The organism is Halochromatium roseum (assembly GCF_016653315.1).
GTDB lineage: Bacteria > Pseudomonadota > Gammaproteobacteria > Chromatiales > Chromatiaceae > Lamprobacter > Lamprobacter roseus.
The window spans coordinates 58054-74254 of the sequence record NZ_NHSH01000082.1; the positions used below are offsets into that span (position 1 = coordinate 58054).

General features: G+C 62.9%; 11 protein-coding genes. 8 read left to right on the plus strand and 3 right to left on the minus strand.

The annotated features are described in order from the left end of the window. Window positions 1-460: 460 nt before the first annotated feature. The gene (locus CCR96_RS22980; RefSeq protein ID WP_201224166.1) at window positions 461-1504 is read left to right on the plus strand and encodes a class I fructose-bisphosphate aldolase; all 1044 of its coding nucleotides are present in this window, start codon (window positions 461-463) and stop codon (window positions 1502-1504) included. Here CCR96_RS22980 and cfa read toward each other — a convergent pair. Next, window positions 1486-2697 (minus strand): cyclopropane fatty acyl phospholipid synthase, encoded by a 1212-nt coding sequence (gene cfa / locus CCR96_RS22985; RefSeq protein WP_201224168.1) that lies wholly within the window; start codon window positions 2695-2697, stop codon window positions 1486-1488. The two genes, CCR96_RS22980 and cfa, sit on opposite strands and share 19 nt — an antisense overlap. 187 nt (window positions 2698-2884) lie before the next feature. Continuing rightward, window positions 2885-5575 (minus strand): UPF0182 family protein, encoded by a 2691-nt coding sequence (locus CCR96_RS22990; RefSeq protein ID WP_207192056.1) that lies wholly within the window; start codon window positions 5573-5575, stop codon window positions 2885-2887. Window positions 5576-6020: 445 nt separating this feature from the next. On the opposite strand from CCR96_RS22990, the gene CCR96_RS22995 reads away from it, so the two are divergent. From CCR96_RS22995 to CCR96_RS23015, 5 genes are all read left to right on the plus strand, one after another. Next, entirely contained in the window at window positions 6021-7457 is a 1437-nt protein-coding gene (locus CCR96_RS22995) for an NfeD family protein (RefSeq protein ID WP_201224172.1), read from the plus strand. A gap of 61 nt (window positions 7458-7518) precedes the next feature. Further along, window positions 7519-8325 (plus strand): slipin family protein, encoded by an 807-nt coding sequence (locus tag CCR96_RS23000; RefSeq protein WP_201224174.1) that lies wholly within the window; start codon window positions 7519-7521, stop codon window positions 8323-8325. Window positions 8326-8828: 503 nt separating this feature from the next. Beyond that, complete coding sequence (locus CCR96_RS23005) at window positions 8829-9494, plus strand: FAD-binding oxidoreductase (RefSeq protein WP_201224175.1); 666 nt, start codon at window positions 8829-8831, stop codon at window positions 9492-9494. A gap of 100 nt (window positions 9495-9594) precedes the next feature. Further along, the gene (locus tag CCR96_RS23010) at window positions 9595-10872 is read left to right on the plus strand and encodes an ATP-grasp domain-containing protein (protein ID WP_201224177.1); all 1278 of its coding nucleotides are present in this window, start codon (window positions 9595-9597) and stop codon (window positions 10870-10872) included. Between the two features lie 126 nt (window positions 10873-10998). After that, window positions 10999-13071: a CocE/NonD family hydrolase gene (locus CCR96_RS23015; protein WP_201224204.1), complete on the plus strand. Its 2073-nt coding sequence runs from the start codon at window positions 10999-11001 to the stop codon at window positions 13069-13071. A gap of 49 nt (window positions 13072-13120) precedes the next feature. On the opposite strand, the gene zupT is transcribed toward CCR96_RS23015, so the two are convergent. Beyond that, window positions 13121-14014 carry a zinc transporter ZupT gene (gene zupT, locus CCR96_RS23020; RefSeq protein ID WP_201224179.1) on the minus strand — a complete coding sequence of 298 codons (894 nt, stop codon included), beginning with the start codon at window positions 14012-14014 and terminating at the stop codon, window positions 13121-13123. 110 nt (window positions 14015-14124) lie between these two features. Here zupT and CCR96_RS23025 point away from each other — a divergent pair, with 110 nt between their 5' ends. After that, window positions 14125-14646: a type 1 glutamine amidotransferase domain-containing protein gene (locus CCR96_RS23025; RefSeq protein ID WP_201224181.1), complete on the plus strand. Its 522-nt coding sequence runs from the start codon at window positions 14125-14127 to the stop codon at window positions 14644-14646. Between the two features lie 150 nt (window positions 14647-14796). Beyond that, window positions 14797-16110 carry an MFS transporter gene (locus CCR96_RS23030; RefSeq protein WP_201224183.1) on the plus strand — a complete coding sequence of 438 codons (1314 nt, stop codon included), beginning with the start codon at window positions 14797-14799 and terminating at the stop codon, window positions 16108-16110. The last annotated feature ends 91 nt before the right edge of the window (window positions 16111-16201 follow it).

A 16201-nucleotide genomic window follows, 5' to 3' on the forward strand; every position in this document is an offset into this window, starting at 1 on the left:
TTCATTTGATCCAAGTGGTGATCGCCAAGGGGATGAGCATTTTTCGATCCAAGTCACGTCAAGCGCTGTTCAACCTAGGCGTGCAAATCCAGCCAGCAAGCCTGGAGCGGCACCCGAGATTGTTCACCGAGCCATCGCCTATGCGGTCTTTGGCGCGCTACGCGTTTGCCGATGCTCACTTCGGTTGCTCCGCGTAGTGCAGACACTCGGGTCATTTGAACCGCTAATGGGGGATTTGCCCCCAGCTTGTCGCGCACGCAACGATCTGATCGCCATCCCGCCTTCCATCGCCGTCCTGAACGCACCGCGCAAAGGCATGCTCTCTGGCAAAGGCACACTCTCTGTTCGAGCCGCAGCGGTTGAATTCGTCGCTCAGTTTCTTCTGGTCCATCATGGTTTGAAGCTTGCAGGCTTCCGATTCAACTTTTCTCAACCCGCGATACCCAATAGAGGTGCAACGATGACATTGAACGCCCTAAGCCAAACCGCTGAAGCCATGGTCGAGCCCGGTCAGGGCATCTTGGCCATGGACGAGAGCACGTCCACCATCGGCAAGCGACTGCAGACGGTTGGTGTCGAGAATACCGAAGATAACCGGATTGCCTATCGGACGATCCTGCTCAATACGCCCGGGCTCGGCGAGTCCATCAGCAGCGCCATCCTCTACGACGAGACCATCCGCCAGTCGACGGCCGAGGGCGAGCCTTTTCCTGAGCTGGTGAAGCGCCAAGGGATCATACCCGGGATCAAGGTCGATACCGGCGCCAAAGCGCTCGCGCTGAACGCTGGCGAGAAGGTGACCGAAGGCTTGGACGGGCTGCGCGAGCGACTCGAGGAGTATGTGGGATTCGGTGCCCAGTTTTGTAAATGGCGTGCGGTGATCACCATCGCCGAGGAGAAACCGAGCCGCGCCTGCATCGAGGCCAATGCCCATGCGCTCGCGCGTTACGCCGCCTTGTGTCAGGAGGCAGACCTGGTGCCGATCGTCGAGCCCGAGGTGCTGATCAATGGCGCCCATACGATCGAGACCAGCTACGAGGTCACCGTCGAGACCCAGCGCCAGGTATTCGAGCAGATCTACCGGCAAGGCGTCCAGCTCGAAGGCATGATCCTGAAGCCGAGTATGGTGATCTCCGGAACCGAGTGTCCGCAGCGCTCTGGCGTCGAGCAGGTCGCCGAAGCGACCTTGCGCTGCCTACAACAGACGGTGCCGGCCGCCCTGCCCGGCGTCGCCTTCTTGTCCGGCGGCCAGGACGACGTGCAAGCGACCCAGCATCTGAACGCAATGAATCAGATGGCGGCCCAGCGGTCGCTGCCCTGGCGCCTCACCTTCTCGTACGCACGCGCGCTGCAGAATCAGGTGCTCGAGACCTGGCGCGGTGATGCCTCAAAGGCCGAGCAGGCCAGTGAGGCCCTGCTACAGCGGGCCAAGCTCAACGCGCTCGCGAGCATCGGCAAGTACGCGCCTGAGATGGAGCCCGCGGCTCAACGCGGCGCCCGATAGGTGTCGCTGCGCCCGCCCGTATGGCTCAGCACCAGCTGCCAGAGATGGCCCCTACGTGAACGGAAGAACCCCGCCGAGCAATGTAGATAGTACTTCCACATGCGCCGGAAGCGCTCATCGTAGCCGGCGTTTGCAAGCGCCGGCCAGGCCTGCTCGACGTTCGCCCACCAGGCCATCAGGGTCCGGTCATAGTCCGGTCCGAACGCATGCCAATCCTCGAGCACGAAGCGCGGTCGCAGCGCCTGGGCGAGTCGCTCGGCGTTGGGCAGCTCGCCATTGGGGAAGATGTAGCGGTCGATCCAGGGATCATTGACCGGATTGACGTCGCTGGTGCCGATGGTATGGAGCAGGAACAGCCCGTCCTCCTTCAGCAGCTGCGCCGCGGTGTCAAAGAAGGCAGCGTCGTTCTTACGGCCAACGTGCTCGAACATGCCCACCGAGACGATCTTGTCGAAGCGACCGTCCAGCTCCCGGTAATCCTGGAGCCGGATATCAACCGGCAGCCCGGCGCAGCGCTGCCGTGCCAACTGCGCCTGCTCGCGCGAGACGGTCAGCCCGACCACCTGCACGTCATAATGACGCGCAATGTATTCTGCCAAGCCACCCCAGCCACAGCCGATGTCGAGCACTCGCTCGCCGGGCTCCAGCTCAAGCTTGCGGCAGATCAGATCCAGCTTCGCGCGCTGGGCGCTTTCCAGATCCTCGGCCTCGGCCCAATAGCCGCAGCTGTAGCTCATGGTCGGGTCGAGCATGGCCTCATAGAGGTCGTTGCCGACATCGTAGTGCTGCTCGCCGACCTGGAAGGCCCGCTTCTGGCTCTGCAGATTCAACAAGCGCGCACGCAGCACGAGCAGCGCGAGACGCAAGCGCAGACCGAGTCCAGCGGCGCCGTGCAGTCTCTCCTCGATGCCATGACCGAGCAAACGGCTAAAGGTCTCATCAAGCGCCGGTGCATCCCATTGCTGATCCATATAGGACTCACCGAGACCGAGCGAGCCGGCGCTCAGGACCCGGTCGTAGAAGGCCGGGGCGTGCACGCGGATATCCCAGGGTCGATGACCGTCCAGCTCAACGTCTGCCTGCGCGGCCAATACCTTCAGCAAGTGCGGGCCTTCCCGACCGAGACCGCGGAGGCTGTCGAACCCGCTGCGCTCGCGCGGCGACGGCCAGGTTTGATTCGATAACGTACTCATTGATTGCTGCTCCTCGTCTTGAATGCAGATCGCGAGCGAATGGCCCGCGCTCAGGCGCCCTTTGATAAACGCCGTTGCCAAAACGAATCACCGCAAGATCAGTGCCGCATCAAAGTCCCTGATCCATCGCTGTCAACCCCAGATCGATTGGGTGATAGGAACCAGAGCGGGTGCAAAATACCCACGCTCAATGATGCCCATTCGTTCCTGAGGGGCCCAGCTGCGTGACCTCCGGCGGCTCATCACGCGGCGACACCTTTTGCACGGGCTCTTGCTCCCGCGTCTCTTTGATCAGTTCGTGCAGCGCTCGGAATCCCTCTTCAAGCGAGGAGGTCATGACCACCAGCGGCCCTTGGCTAACGATGATCTGGGCGAGCTGGGGCAGCGGTGACGCCGAAGCCGTTTGCAGAAAGATGCCTTGGATGTAGGTCACCACACCCTCGACCGGCACCACGATCAGACGACCGTGCATCACCTGTGAGCCTTGCCGACGCCAAAGGCTCAGTTCTTGGGAGATCTCTGGGTCCTGCTTGATGAAGGCATTCACCTGCTCGGGCCCATAGACCAAGGCGCCCTTCGGGAAGCGGTAGACGATGATCCGGCCATAACTTTCGCCATCGTTCCCAGCAACGGCCAGCGCCCGCATATTCGGCTGACCGAGCGGCGTCATCGGCGCGAACAGGCTGTACTCGAAGCGATCGGGGTCAATCAGATTGAGGGTGAGGTAATGCGAGCGCATCCGCTCGAGGTCCTCGCGCCACTGATCGGGGGGCCGCTCCCAGGCATCCTCCTGGTTGTAGAAGGTCTCCGGATCGGTCTGATGGTAGCGCGTGTAGATGTCCATTTGCACGTCGAACAGGCTCTTTGGATAGCGCAGATGCTGTTTGAGTGCCGGCGGCATCGCGTCCAACGGCTTGAAGAGCCCAGGATAGAGGCGCGCCTGCGCGGCGGCAATCGGGTCGGACGGATCAGCGAGATAGTAGTCGACGCTGCCATTGTAGGCATCCACCACCACCTTGATCGAATTGCGGATGTAATTGAACGGGCGCTCAAAGTGCTCGACATCGCCAGCATAGGCCTTGGCGTAGGGATACCACTTGGAGGCGGTCATGGCATCCTGAATCCAGTAGAGCCGACCATTGGCAAGCGCAAGATAAGGCTCCGGACCGAGCATCAGATCCGGCGTCAGGGTCTTGATGCGCTCGCGGATATCACGCCGGAACAACAGCCGGCTCGCGTCGGTCATCTGCGTGGTGTACAGGATATTGCGCTCGCCAAAGTACAGCGAGAAGACCAGCCTGCGAAACAGGCTGCTGACCGGCACGCCACCGCTGCCCGCATAGTCGGCGAGCTTGGTCTCGCCGGATGCGGCGTAATCGAGCTCATGGGTCGCATTCGGCGCCATCACCGGATGCAAATCGGTCGGTCCATAGTAGATCGCCGGCTGGTCGACAGACAGCCCCGCAACCGACTCCGGCGGAATGCCCTGGATCAGCCACTCGATCGGCTCATCCGCCGGCTGTGCCGCCGGGGTCATGACCACGCCATAGCCGTGCGTGTACCGAAGCCAGAGGTTGACCCAGGTCTGACGTGCCTCGCCGAGCTTTTCGAGATCAATGTGGCGGGCGGCGAGAAACACCTGGCGATAGGTCTCTTCGACCTCATAGCGGCCAACGCTGACCCTGTCGAACGCATAATAGGGCTGAATCTCCTGCAGCTCGCGATAGACAGGCAATAGCTTGTCGTCATCCCAGATCGGGATGTTGCGCAGGCTGAGGCTGATCTCGGGTGTGATCTTCTCCCACCCCTCCTCGTGGATAGGATAGGTGCGCGTCTCCACCGCTTGTAATCCATAGGCGGCCAAGGTTGCCTGGATATTGTGCTCGATGAAGGGTGTCTCGCGCGTCATCTCGGCCGGCTCAACCACGAACTCACCCACCCGCTCCTTGAGATAAGGCGTATGACGCAATCCGATCACGACGAGTAACAGCAGCGATGTGCCCGCGAAGAGCCGCTTGCCTTTGCCGGTATTGAGCACCATCAGCAGCAGTGCACCAGCGATGAGCCCCAGCAGTGCTGCGCCACCGATGAGCGGCAAGGTCACCGTCATCTCCTCGTAGCCCGGCCCATGGAACAACGGCAGATGGGCGTCGGTGTAGAGCAGCATGTAGGCATCGCCAAGGAAATAGACGCTCCCCATCAGGATCAGGAGCAACAGGATCAGGCTCAGATGCAGCCGGGCTCCGCGCCGCCATCCTCCTCGCGCTCTGGGCATCACCCGGTGCTCGAGCCCATACAGGAGGCCGAGCCCAAGCAGCACCACCCCGAGCGCGAGCATGACCTCGCTGTAGAGCAGCCTGAAAAAGGGTAGCGAAAAGAGATAGAACCGGATGTCATGACCGAAGACCGGATCTTGGATGCCAGCCTCGGGGGCCAGCAGGAACAGTAAGGCCTCTTCCCAATAGAAGAACAGTGGTAGCGCAACGATCACCGCCAGGGTGAGCGTCAGCGGCAGGTAAAAGACCAGCGAGCGCGTCTGGAAGCGCCGATAAAGTCGGGGAGAGGGATGGTTGCGGTTGGCTTCGGATGCCGTCTCGCTCGGACGCGGCGCGCCGAGGTATTTGCTGCCAATCCAGAAATTGGCAAAGAACAGCGCGAAGAAGAGCCCCACGCCACCGGCGAAGACCAGATAGCGATACAGCAGACGCTGCCAAAAATAGAACGCATAACCCAGTGACTCGAACCACCAGAGCTCGATCAGGAAATTCCTGAGCGCCAAACCCAGCAGCGTCAAGCCAAGCCCGACAGCCAGCACTAAGCCGATTAGCAAAAGAGAATAGGTTTTCCAGGAGCGCATAATGATCGGTTGTCCGAACATCGGCAGCTGCTTAGGAAGCGGTCTCGCCGCCGTTCTCTTCTAGGATCACGATCGAATCGGCTGCGAACATGGATTTCTCTCCTCTTGAGGAATAAAGACACAACCCATGTCAAAGCAGTCATCGTGCCAAGCCATCATGCCAAGCCATCATGCCAAGCCATCATGCCAATCTAGGATGACGCACCGCGGCGCCAGCCAAAGGCTCCGCGATACCCTCGCAGACAGCCGAAACGCCGGGAGCGAGGCCGAAGGGGCTTCTGCATCCCGGTTATCGATATCGCCGCGGGTACATTGAACCAGCGGCGGTCGAAATGCCCCAGCCAGCGAGCACTGGACCCCGACGGCCCATCGACAGCTGTCCGCAGACCGGCACGAAACTCGCCCGGCACGAAACTCGCTTTAGTCGAGGCTACAGCCGAGATCTGTAGTCGAGACAGCATTCCGAATGACATTACCTTCAATCTTGGGAACGTCGATTCGCTCGCTCATCGCCATTCTGATGTTGGCGCTGATGATCGCGACCGGATCTCTGATGGCCGCCATGCCCGAGGCGGCCGAGGCGCGCGAAGCACTGGTCATCCCGATCGACGGCGCCATTGGTGCCGCCACTGGCGAGCTGGTGGTCACTGGCCTTGAGCAGGCCGCGCAGACCGACGCTGAGATCGTCGTCCTGCGCATGGACACCCCGGGCGGTCTGGATCAGGCGATGCGCCGCATCATCAAGGCGATCCTCGCCTCGCCCGTGCCGGTGGCCAGCTTCGTCGCTCCGCCCGGCGCCCGAGCGGCCAGCGCCGGCACCTATATCCTCTACGCCAGCCAGATCGCCGCCATGGCACCAGCAACCAACCTGGGCGCAGCAACGCCGATTCAGGTCGGTGGAGGCGATCTGCCCGGGCTTGGCGAGCGTTTCCCGACCCGCGAAGACCGTAGCGACCGTAGCGACAGCAGTGCCGCCAACGCCAAGGAGCGCAAGCTAGTCAACGACGCCGTCGCCTACATCCGCGGTCTGGCCGAGCTGCGCGGCCGCAATGCCGACTGGGCCGAAGAGGCGGTGCGCGCCTCGGTCAGCCTGGCATCCGGCGCTGCCGCCGAGCGTGACGTCATCGACCTGGTCGCAGAGGACATCCCCACCCTGCTCAAGCGCATCGACGGACGCCGCGTACAGACCGCCACCGGCGAGCAGGTGCTCGAGACCGCTGGCCTCGAGCTGCGCGAGCTCGAGCCCGACTGGCGCATCGATCTGCTGTCCGTGATCGCCAACCCGAATGTCGCCTACATCCTGCTGCTGATCGGCATCTACGGGATCATCTTCGAGCTCTCGAATCCGGGCACCCTGTTTCCGGGCATCATCGGTGCGATCAGCCTGCTACTCGCGCTCTATGCGCTGCAGGCGCTTCCGGTCAATTACGCCGGCGTTGGCCTGATCCTGCTGGGCGTGCTGCTGATGGTCGGCGAGGCCCTGGCGCCGAGCTTCGGTGCGCTCGGCATCGGCGGGTTCGCCGCCTTCCTGTTCGGCTCGGTGATCCTGATGGATGACGAAGGGGCCGCCGTCTCCTGGCCGGTGATCGGCATCACCGCTGGCTTGAGCGCCGCCCTGTCGATCTGGGTCATCGGTCGCTTCATCGGCCTGCGCAGCAAGCCATCCGCGGTCGGTGCCGAGCATTTGGTCGGAAAGACGGGCGAGGCACGCGCGGACTTCGGCGGGGCGTCGAACAACACTGGCCAAGTCCATCTCGAGGGCGAGCTCTGGCAGGCCAGCAGCCCGTCACCGGTTCGACGCGGCGAGGCGGTGCGCGTGCTCGCCGTCAACGGCCTCAAGCTCGAAGTGGCGCCCGCCTCCTCCGCGCTCGAACAGTCATCACCTCATCGCTCATCGACCTAATCACTCTTCAACTCAATCACTTACCTGTCCACTCGACACTCGACACTCGACGGAGTCACCCATGGCCTATAGCGCATTCCTGACCTACCTCCTCCCCCTGGGCCTGATCATCCTGTTCCTGGGTGCGGCGATCCGCATCCTGCCCGAGTATCAGCGTGGCGTGGTCTTCTTCCTCGGTCGCTTCCAGGCGGTCAAGGGCCCTGGGCTCATCCTCATCGTTCCCGGTATCCAGAAAGTCGTTCGGATCGACCTGCGGGTGGTCACCATGGATGTCCCGGAACAAGACCTGATCACCAAGGACAACGTCACCGTGCGCGTCAACGCCGTGCTCTATTTCAAGGTGGTCGAGTCCGACAAGGCGGTGATCCAGGTCGAGGATTTCCAAATGGCCACCAGTCAGTTGGCGCAGACGACGCTGCGCTCGGTGCTCGGCCAGCACGACCTCGACGAGCTACTCTCGGAGCGCGAGCAGCTCAACCGCGACATCCAGACCATCCTCGACGATCAGACCGACGCCTGGGGCATCAAGGTGGTCAATGTCGAGATCAAGCATGTGGATCTGAACGAGAACATGATCCGCGCGATCGCCCGTCAAGCCGAGGCCGAGCGTAACCGTCGCGCCAAGGTAATCAATGCCGAGGGCGAGATGCAAGCCTCGGAGCGGCTGCGCGGCGCGGCGGAGGTCATCTCCACGCAGCCGCAGGCGCTGCAGCTGCGCTACCTGCAGACCCTCGCTGACATGTCCAGCGATCGCGCCACCACCGTCGTCTTCCCGCTGCCGATGGAGTGGCTCAGTGCCCTCTCTGGTGCTCCCGGTACGACGCATGCCTCAAAGCAAGAGGAAGATTCCGAGGCGCCTGCTCACTGATCCGTCACTGTTTCGTCAATGAGGCCCGCCGGCGAGCAGACGGCAGGCCGTCCACTGCATCCCTCTCGACCAACCAGCCTCTCAATCCACCAGAGGCTGCTTCAGCAAGGGACCTGAGACTGCTTCAACGCGGCACCTGAGTCGTTCCCTGCCCTTCGGGCGCCTCCTGATTCTCCATATAGGTGCGGGCCTCGCTGGTGGATTGCCACCAAGAGGGGTTCAGGTTCAACGCAGGACCCTGTCGCCGCACCGAGCCGCCTGCCCCGCAAGCACGACAAACCTTCATGCCAACTTTGTGGCATCAGGTTTGCTCGCTTTCATTCAACCGCGAGATGCGTGGCCTGCGGCTTTTCTGTCCGGTCGGCGCCGTCGGTCGCGTCATCGCGGTTCTCCCGATGATCGACCACTCATCTGATCTACCACTCATCTGATCTACCGCTCATCTGATCGACCACTCATCTGATCTACCGCTCACCTCTTAGTCGCTGTCGAAGGAGCTGCCGATGTCCCATGACGCAACCCTATTGATGACCGAGTTTGTCACCCACGACGTCCAGCGTCTGCTGCTGACGCGACCGGAGGGGCTCGACTGGCAGCCAGGACAAGGTGTCGAGGTTCATATCGACAATGATGAATGGCGCGAAGAGGGCCGCCCCTTCACGCCAACCTCGCTGCCCAATGATCAGCTCTTGGAATTCACCACCAAACGCTATCCCGAGGGCGACGGCATGACCATGTCCCTGCACGCCCTGAAGCCCGGCGCCCAGCTCAAGCTCAGCGACGCCTTCGGCAGCATCACCTACCAGGGTCCGGGCACCTTCATCGCCGCCGGCACCGGCCTGACCCCCTTCCTTGGGATCTTGCGCCAACTCGCGGCTGATGATGCCTTAGACGGCCACACGCTGTTGCTGACCAACAAAACCGAGCGCGATGTGATCTGCGAGAAGGAGCTCAAGCATTACCTGGGTGATGACTGCGTGCTGACCTTTACTCGCGAGCACGAGCCTGGACATCAGGGCCAGCGCATCGACGTCGACTTCCTGAAATCCCAGCTCTCGACCTTCGATGGGATGTTCTATGTCTGCGGACCCGATGCGTTTGTCGAAGCGATCAACGATCAGCTGCAAAGCCTGGGTGTGCAGCCGGAGCAGCTCGTCTACGAGCAATAGCAGGATTGACAGACGACCATGGCCGACCTCTCGGCTGCCGCTTCGACGCCGCTGTGAGGCCGCTTCGGATCACAAGAACCGCGATTGGGAGAGGATCACAATGGAGCGCAACCTGTTCGTGCTCGGCATCGACGACTTCAATCTGCGCCAGCTCCGCGCCATTCGCAATGCCGACAATTATCGCTTCCACCCGCTGATGACCGTCGACGAGGTCAAGGCGCACGGGACCTTCCCGTTCCAATCCGTCCTTGACCAGGCCCGAGACCAGCTCGCACGCTTCGACGGGCGGATCGATGCCATCATTGGCTACTGGGATTTCCCGGTCACATCAGCCGTGGCGGTGTTGTGCCGCGAATTCGGCCTGCCCTCACCCTCGGTCGAGAGTGTCGCCTGCTGTGAGCACAAATATTGGGGCCGGCTCGAGCAGCAGAGGCTGGTCCCAGAGATGGTGCCCCGCTTTGCCGCGGTCGACCCCTTTGACGCCAAGGCGGCGGATCAGCTCGACCCCGACTTCCCGTTCTGGGTCAAGCCCATTAAGAGCACCAATTCGCTGCTCAGCTTCCGCGTCCATGATCGGCGCGAGCTGGAGGATGCGCTCAGTCAGATCCGCGAGGGCATCGGCCCTATCGCCGAGGCCTTCGATGCCTTCTTGTCTCAGGTCAGCCTGCCGAGCGCGATCGCACCGATCAGTGGGCGTTATTGCATCGCCGAAGCGCCCCTCAAGGGCCGCCAGTGCACCGTCTCCGGCTATGTCTATCGCGGCAAGGCGAACATCTATGGCGTGGTCGATTCGATCAACTACCCGAACGGGATGTCCTTCCAGCGTTATCAGTACCCGTCGCGGCTACCCAACCGGGTGAAGGCTCGGATGCGCGAGGCATCGGTCAGGGTGATGGAAGCCATCGGCTATGACCAGGCGGCCTTCAACATCGAGTACTTCTACGACGAGGGCACCGATGCGCTCTCACTGCTGGAGGTCAATCCGCGTTTCTCGCAGTCACACGGATACCTGTACAGGCAGGTCGATGGGCGGCCCAATCATCAGGTCGGCGTCGAGCTCGCGCTCGGCGAGGAGCCCTGCGTGCTGCGTCGCCAAGGGCCGTTCGGCTGCGCGGCGAAGTTTCATCTACGCGCGTTCGAGGATGCCCTTGTCGAGCAGGTTCCGAGCGAGGCAGCACTGCGTCAGATCGAACAGGACCATCCGGGGAGCTGCATTGAGCTCCTGATCAAGCCAGGCATGCGTCTCTCAGAGCTGTTCGAGCAGGACAGCTATAGCTACGAGCTCGCTCACATCTTCATCGCGGCCCATGATCAGCACGAACTGCTTGGACAATACGAGCAGATCGTCGACGCCATGCCGCTCAAGCTCAGCCGATAGCCAAAGCTTAGCCGATAGAGTTCAGCCAATAGAAGCCAGCAGCCTGTTCACGGCGAGGAGGTTCCATTGCAAACGGTCACGGAGCTCCCCAACCCGATCATCGATCGCGAGCCTATCTGGATCGAGATGGCGGACGGCATGCGTCTGTCCGCCCGCATCTGGATGCCCGAGGATGCCGAGCAACGCCCGGTGCCCGCGATCCTGGAGTACATCCCCTACCGCAAGCGCGATTCGATCCGGCTGCGCGACGAGACCCTGCATCCCTACTTCGCCGGACATGGCTACGCCGCGGTGCGTGTCGACCTGCGCGGCAGCGGCGACTCCGAAGGCTTGTTGCAGGACGAGTACCTGCAGCAGGAACTCGACGACGGCCTTGAGGTGATCCGCTGGATCGCGGAGCAGCGCTGGTGTGACGGCAAGGTCGGGATGATCGGCATCTCATGGGGCGGCTTCAATGGGCTGCAGCTCGCCGCGTTGCAGCCGCCGGCCCTGAAGGCCGTGATCAGCGTGGCCTCGAGCGACGACCGCTATGCCGACGACGTCCATCACATGGGCGGCTGCCTGCTCGGCGACAATCTGTCCTGGGCCTCGACCATGTTCGCCTACAATGCGCTGCCACCCGACCCGGCGCTGGTCGGGCCGAGCTGGCGCGAGACCTGGCTGCAGCGCCTGGAGCACAGCGGCCTGTGGCTGGAGCACTGGCTGCGCCATCAGCGTCGCGACGCCTATTGGCGCCACGCGTCGATCTGCGAGGACTACAGCGCGCTTCGCTGCCCGGTGATGCTGGTCAGCGGTTGGGCCGATGGCTACAGCAATGCCGTCTTCCGGATGCTCGCGAAGCTCGAGGTGCCGCGCCTCGGCGTGGTCGGTCCTTGGTCGCACAAGTATCCCCATCTCGGCGTGCCCGGTCCGGCCATCGGCTTCCTGCAGGAGGCCCTGCGCTGGTGGGACCATTGGCTCAAGGGCCTCGACACCGGCGTGATGGAGGAGCCGATGCTGCGGGCCTGGCTGCAGGACAGCGTCCCACCCACCACCCGCTACGAGGAGCGCCCGGGGCGCTGGGTTGGAGAACGCAGCTGGCCCTCAGCGCGCATCCAGCCGTTGAGGCTGCAATTGGCCCCGCATCGACTGCTCACCGAGTCCGAGGAGCGCCAGATTGGAGCCAACCCGGAAGGTAACCAGCAATCCAACCCGGAAGGCGACCCGCAAACCACCCATCGGGAGTCCGAACGGGAGTCTGAACAGAAGGCTGATCCTAAGGCCCATGAGGCCTCGCAATACCTGCACTCACCGCTCGGGCTCGGACTCTTCGCCGGCAAATGGTGCTCCTATGCGGCATCGCCCGATCTCCCCCACGACCAGCGCCAGGAGGACGGCGGCGCCCTCGTCTACGATTCGGCACCGCTCGATGAGCCGCTTGAGATCCTGGGGAGTCCAAGCCTCCTGCTTGAGCTGTCGGCGGAATGCCCGGTCGCCATGGTGGCGGTGCGGCTCTCCGACATCGCCCCCGACAACAAGGCAACGCGCGTCACCTTCGGTCTGCTCAACCTGACCCACCGCGATTCCAGCGATGCGCCGACACCGCTGGAGCCGTGCAAACGGTATCGCGTCCAGGTAGCGCTCAACGATGTCGGCTATGCGTTCCCGCCCGGCCACCGTGTGCGCATCGCGCTCTCGACCTCCTATTGGCCGATGGCCTGGCCGGCCCCGGAATCGGTCGGTCTGACTGTCTACCCGGGCAGCAGCATACTCACCCTTCCGGCCCGGCCACCAGCCAGCCATGACGCGGAAATTGGTCACTTCGGTCCCGCCGAGGGTACGGCGCCATCGCCGAGCCAAATGCTGAGCCCCGGTCAACACAGCTGGCGGGTGATCCGCGATCTGGAGACCGATGTCTCGACACTGGAGGTCATCAACGACAACGGCTGTCGCCATCTCTCGGGGCCGGATCTGACCGAAACCAAAAAGGCACTCGAGTGGTACAGCTCTCGTGGCGACGAGTACGATTCGCCCCGCGGAGAGGCCCTCTGGGAGCGCTCGCTGACGCGGGGCGACTGGAGTATCCACACGCGGACACGCACTCTGCTGACCTCAGACAGCCGATTCTTCTACCTGAGCGCCGAGCTCGATGCCTGGGAGGACGGCAAGCGGATCTATTCGCGCAACTGGGATCATCGCATCGAGCGCGACCTCCTTTAGGCGATTGCCGACGGATCAGGATCAGCCTGGGATCAGGATCAGCCGGGGCTCAGAGCAGCAGCAGACTAAGCGCCATCACCGCCATGCCAGCGACCAGCGCATACACCGTTGGATGGTGCTCACCATAGGTCTCGGCCGATGGCAGCAGCACGTCGAAGGAGATGAAGATCATGATCCCGGCGACGGCCGCCAGTGAGAGACCGAGCAGGGCCTGGGACCAAAAGCCCGACAACAACAGCAGGCCGAGCAGCGCGCCGATCGGCTCCGAGAGCCCCGACAACGCGGACCAGCCGAACGCCTGCCAGCGGCTGCCAGTCGCGTAGTAGACCGGCACCGAGACCGCGATCCCTTCAGGGATATTGTGGATACCCACCGCAAGCGCGACCGGTATCCCGAGATGGATATCCTGCATCGAGGTCAGCAAGGTCGCCAAACCTTCAGGCAGGTTGTGCAGCGTGATGACCGCCGCGGTGAGCAGACCGACGTTCATCAGCGGCTCGGCGCCAACCGCCTCGTTTCCCTTGCTGTCGGTTTCTGCATTGCCAGAAGCCTCCGCGTTTACCCCGCTGCTAGAAGGGCCCTGCGTGCCTGGAGAACTCCTCGTGCCAGGAGAGTCCAGCGTGTTGGGAGAGCGCATCTCATGCGGGTTGTAGCCGAGCGGAACCGAGCGGTCGATGACGGCAACCAGCAGCATGCCGACGAACAAGGCGACAACGGCTATGGTTTGCGGTGCGCTGCTGATCTCCTCGAGTGCATCCACGCCGGACGGCAGCAGCTCGACGAAGGAGACGTAGATCATCACCCCCGCCGAGAACCCGAGCGCGACCCCGAGGAAGCGGATATTGGCACGAGGGGCAAAGAAGGCGATCACACTGCCAATCGCAGTAGCGAGGCCGGCAAGCAGCGTCAACAGCAATGCCGGCCCGATCGAAGTGGCATCCATAGAGAGTGGCTCCTTGGACTGGACTGATAGGTTCAGAGGGTTTGGCATCATCCGTGCATTTTTCTCGCCAAACTCTTCCTTCGCCAAACTGACCCTTCACTGGAGGACGCATGGCAAACGAGCTCAACAACCGGACCATTGGGGTTCTAGTCGAGAATCTCTTCGAAGACCTGGAGCTGTGGTATCCGCTGATTCGGATGCGCGAGGCGGGTGCGCAGATCCGGCTCATCGGCACTGCGATAACGACCTATCGGGGCAAGCATGGCCTGACCGCTGACGCCGAAGAGGCTACCGGCTCAGTCCGCGCGGATGAGTTCGATGCGCTGATCATCCCAGGCGGCTATGCGCCCGATCGGATGCGTCGCGACCAGCCGCTGCTCGAGCTGGTGCGAGGCGTCGCAGCCTTGGAGCGGCCCATCGCCTTCATCTGTCATGCCGGCTGGGTGCCGATCTCGGCGGAGATCGTGAGCGGCCGACGCGTCACCTCGGCACCGTCGATCAAGGATGATCTGCGCAACGCCGGTGCCGAGTGGGAGGACGAAGCGGTGGTCGTCGATGGCCCGCTGATCTCGAGCCGGCATCCTGGCGATCTGCCGATGTTCTGTCAGGCCCTGATCGCGCAGCTGAGCTGAGGGGTCCGCATGCCATCGGTTGCCGGGCAAATCACCCAACCGATGGTGGATAGCACCCAGCCTAATCCGTCCGAACCTGATCCGGGCCTGACCCGAATCTGATCCATACCTGATCCGGACCTAACAGGCCACTGGCACCAACGCGACGAGATGACCAACGATCAACCCACCAACCAACGAGGCGAGCGCCATGAATCGCGCTCGGCGCTGCTGGCCTGGGCCTTCTATGACTGGGCCAGCAATGCCTTTGCGACGCTGATCGTCACCTTCGTCTTCGCCGCCTATTTCACCGATCAGGTCGCCGCCGACCCAACGCAGGGTACGACCCTTTGGGGCAATGCCGTGGCCGCCGCCGGGCTGCTCGTTGCGCTGATTGGCCCCATCCTTGGCGCCGCAGCGGATCAAGGGGGACCGCGCAAGGCGCTGTTCACCCTGCTCACCCTGGTTGCCGTCACCGCGACCGGATTCCTGTGGTTTGTCCGACCCGATCCGTCCTATGTCGCGCTGGCCCTGGTACTGCTCGGCCTCGGCATTGTCGCCTCGGAGCTGGCCGGCGTGCTCTACAACGCCATGCTGCCCGTGCTCGCCCCGCCCGAGCGCATCGGGCGCTGGTCCGGCTGGGGCTGGGGGTTGGGCTATGTCGGCGGTGTCGCCTGTTTGGCGCTGGCGCTGTTCGGTTTCGTCCGCGAGGACGCCTGGCTGCAGCTGCCGCGTGATCAAGCCCAGCACGTGCGCGCCACCTTCCTATTGGCCGCAGCTTGGTTGCTGGTCTTCGCGCTGCCGCTGTTGCTGAGGGTTCGGATGGAATCCGGCGTTCCACGAAAACCGCTGCCACGAGCGGCCCGCGACGGTGTGCGCCAACTCGCCGAAACGCTACGCCAGGTCCGACGCTACCGCGTGATCCTGCGTTTCCTGATCGCACGGATGCTGTATGTGGACGGCCTTGCAACGCTGTTCGCACTGGGCGGTGTCTATGCCGTCGGCACCTTCGCGATGAACGAGCAAGAGGTGCTGACCTTCGGCATACTGCTCAATATCACCGCAGCGCTCGGCGCCGGGCTGTTTGCCTGGCTCGATGACTGGCAGGGACCACGCACGACGATCCTGCTAGCGTTGGGCGGCTTGATCCTGCTCGGCAGCGCGATCCTGTTCGTGCGCAGCCAAACGCTGTTCTGGGTCCTGGGCGGGATGCTCGGCCTCTTCGTCGGTCCAGCCCAGGCCGCTGCTCGCTCCTATCTCGGGCGCGTCGCCCCGGCCGAGCTGCGCGCCGAGCTGTTTGGTCTGTTCGCCTTCTCGGGCAAAGCGACCGCCTTCGCCGGGCCCTTCCTGGTCGGCTGGGTCACCTGGCTCGCCGGCAGCCAGCGTGTCGGTATGGGCGTCATCGTCGTCTTCTTCGTGCTCGGCTTCGCAATGACACTGACACTGCCGAAAGCCGACACTCGCAGCGCAGGAGCCGATGACTGAGCGGATCTTGACGACCAAGCCAATGGCGCCGAGTGGCACGCAATCCCCATAGCCTTCCCTAGGCCTCACCAAGATTTCACCTAGATCTCAC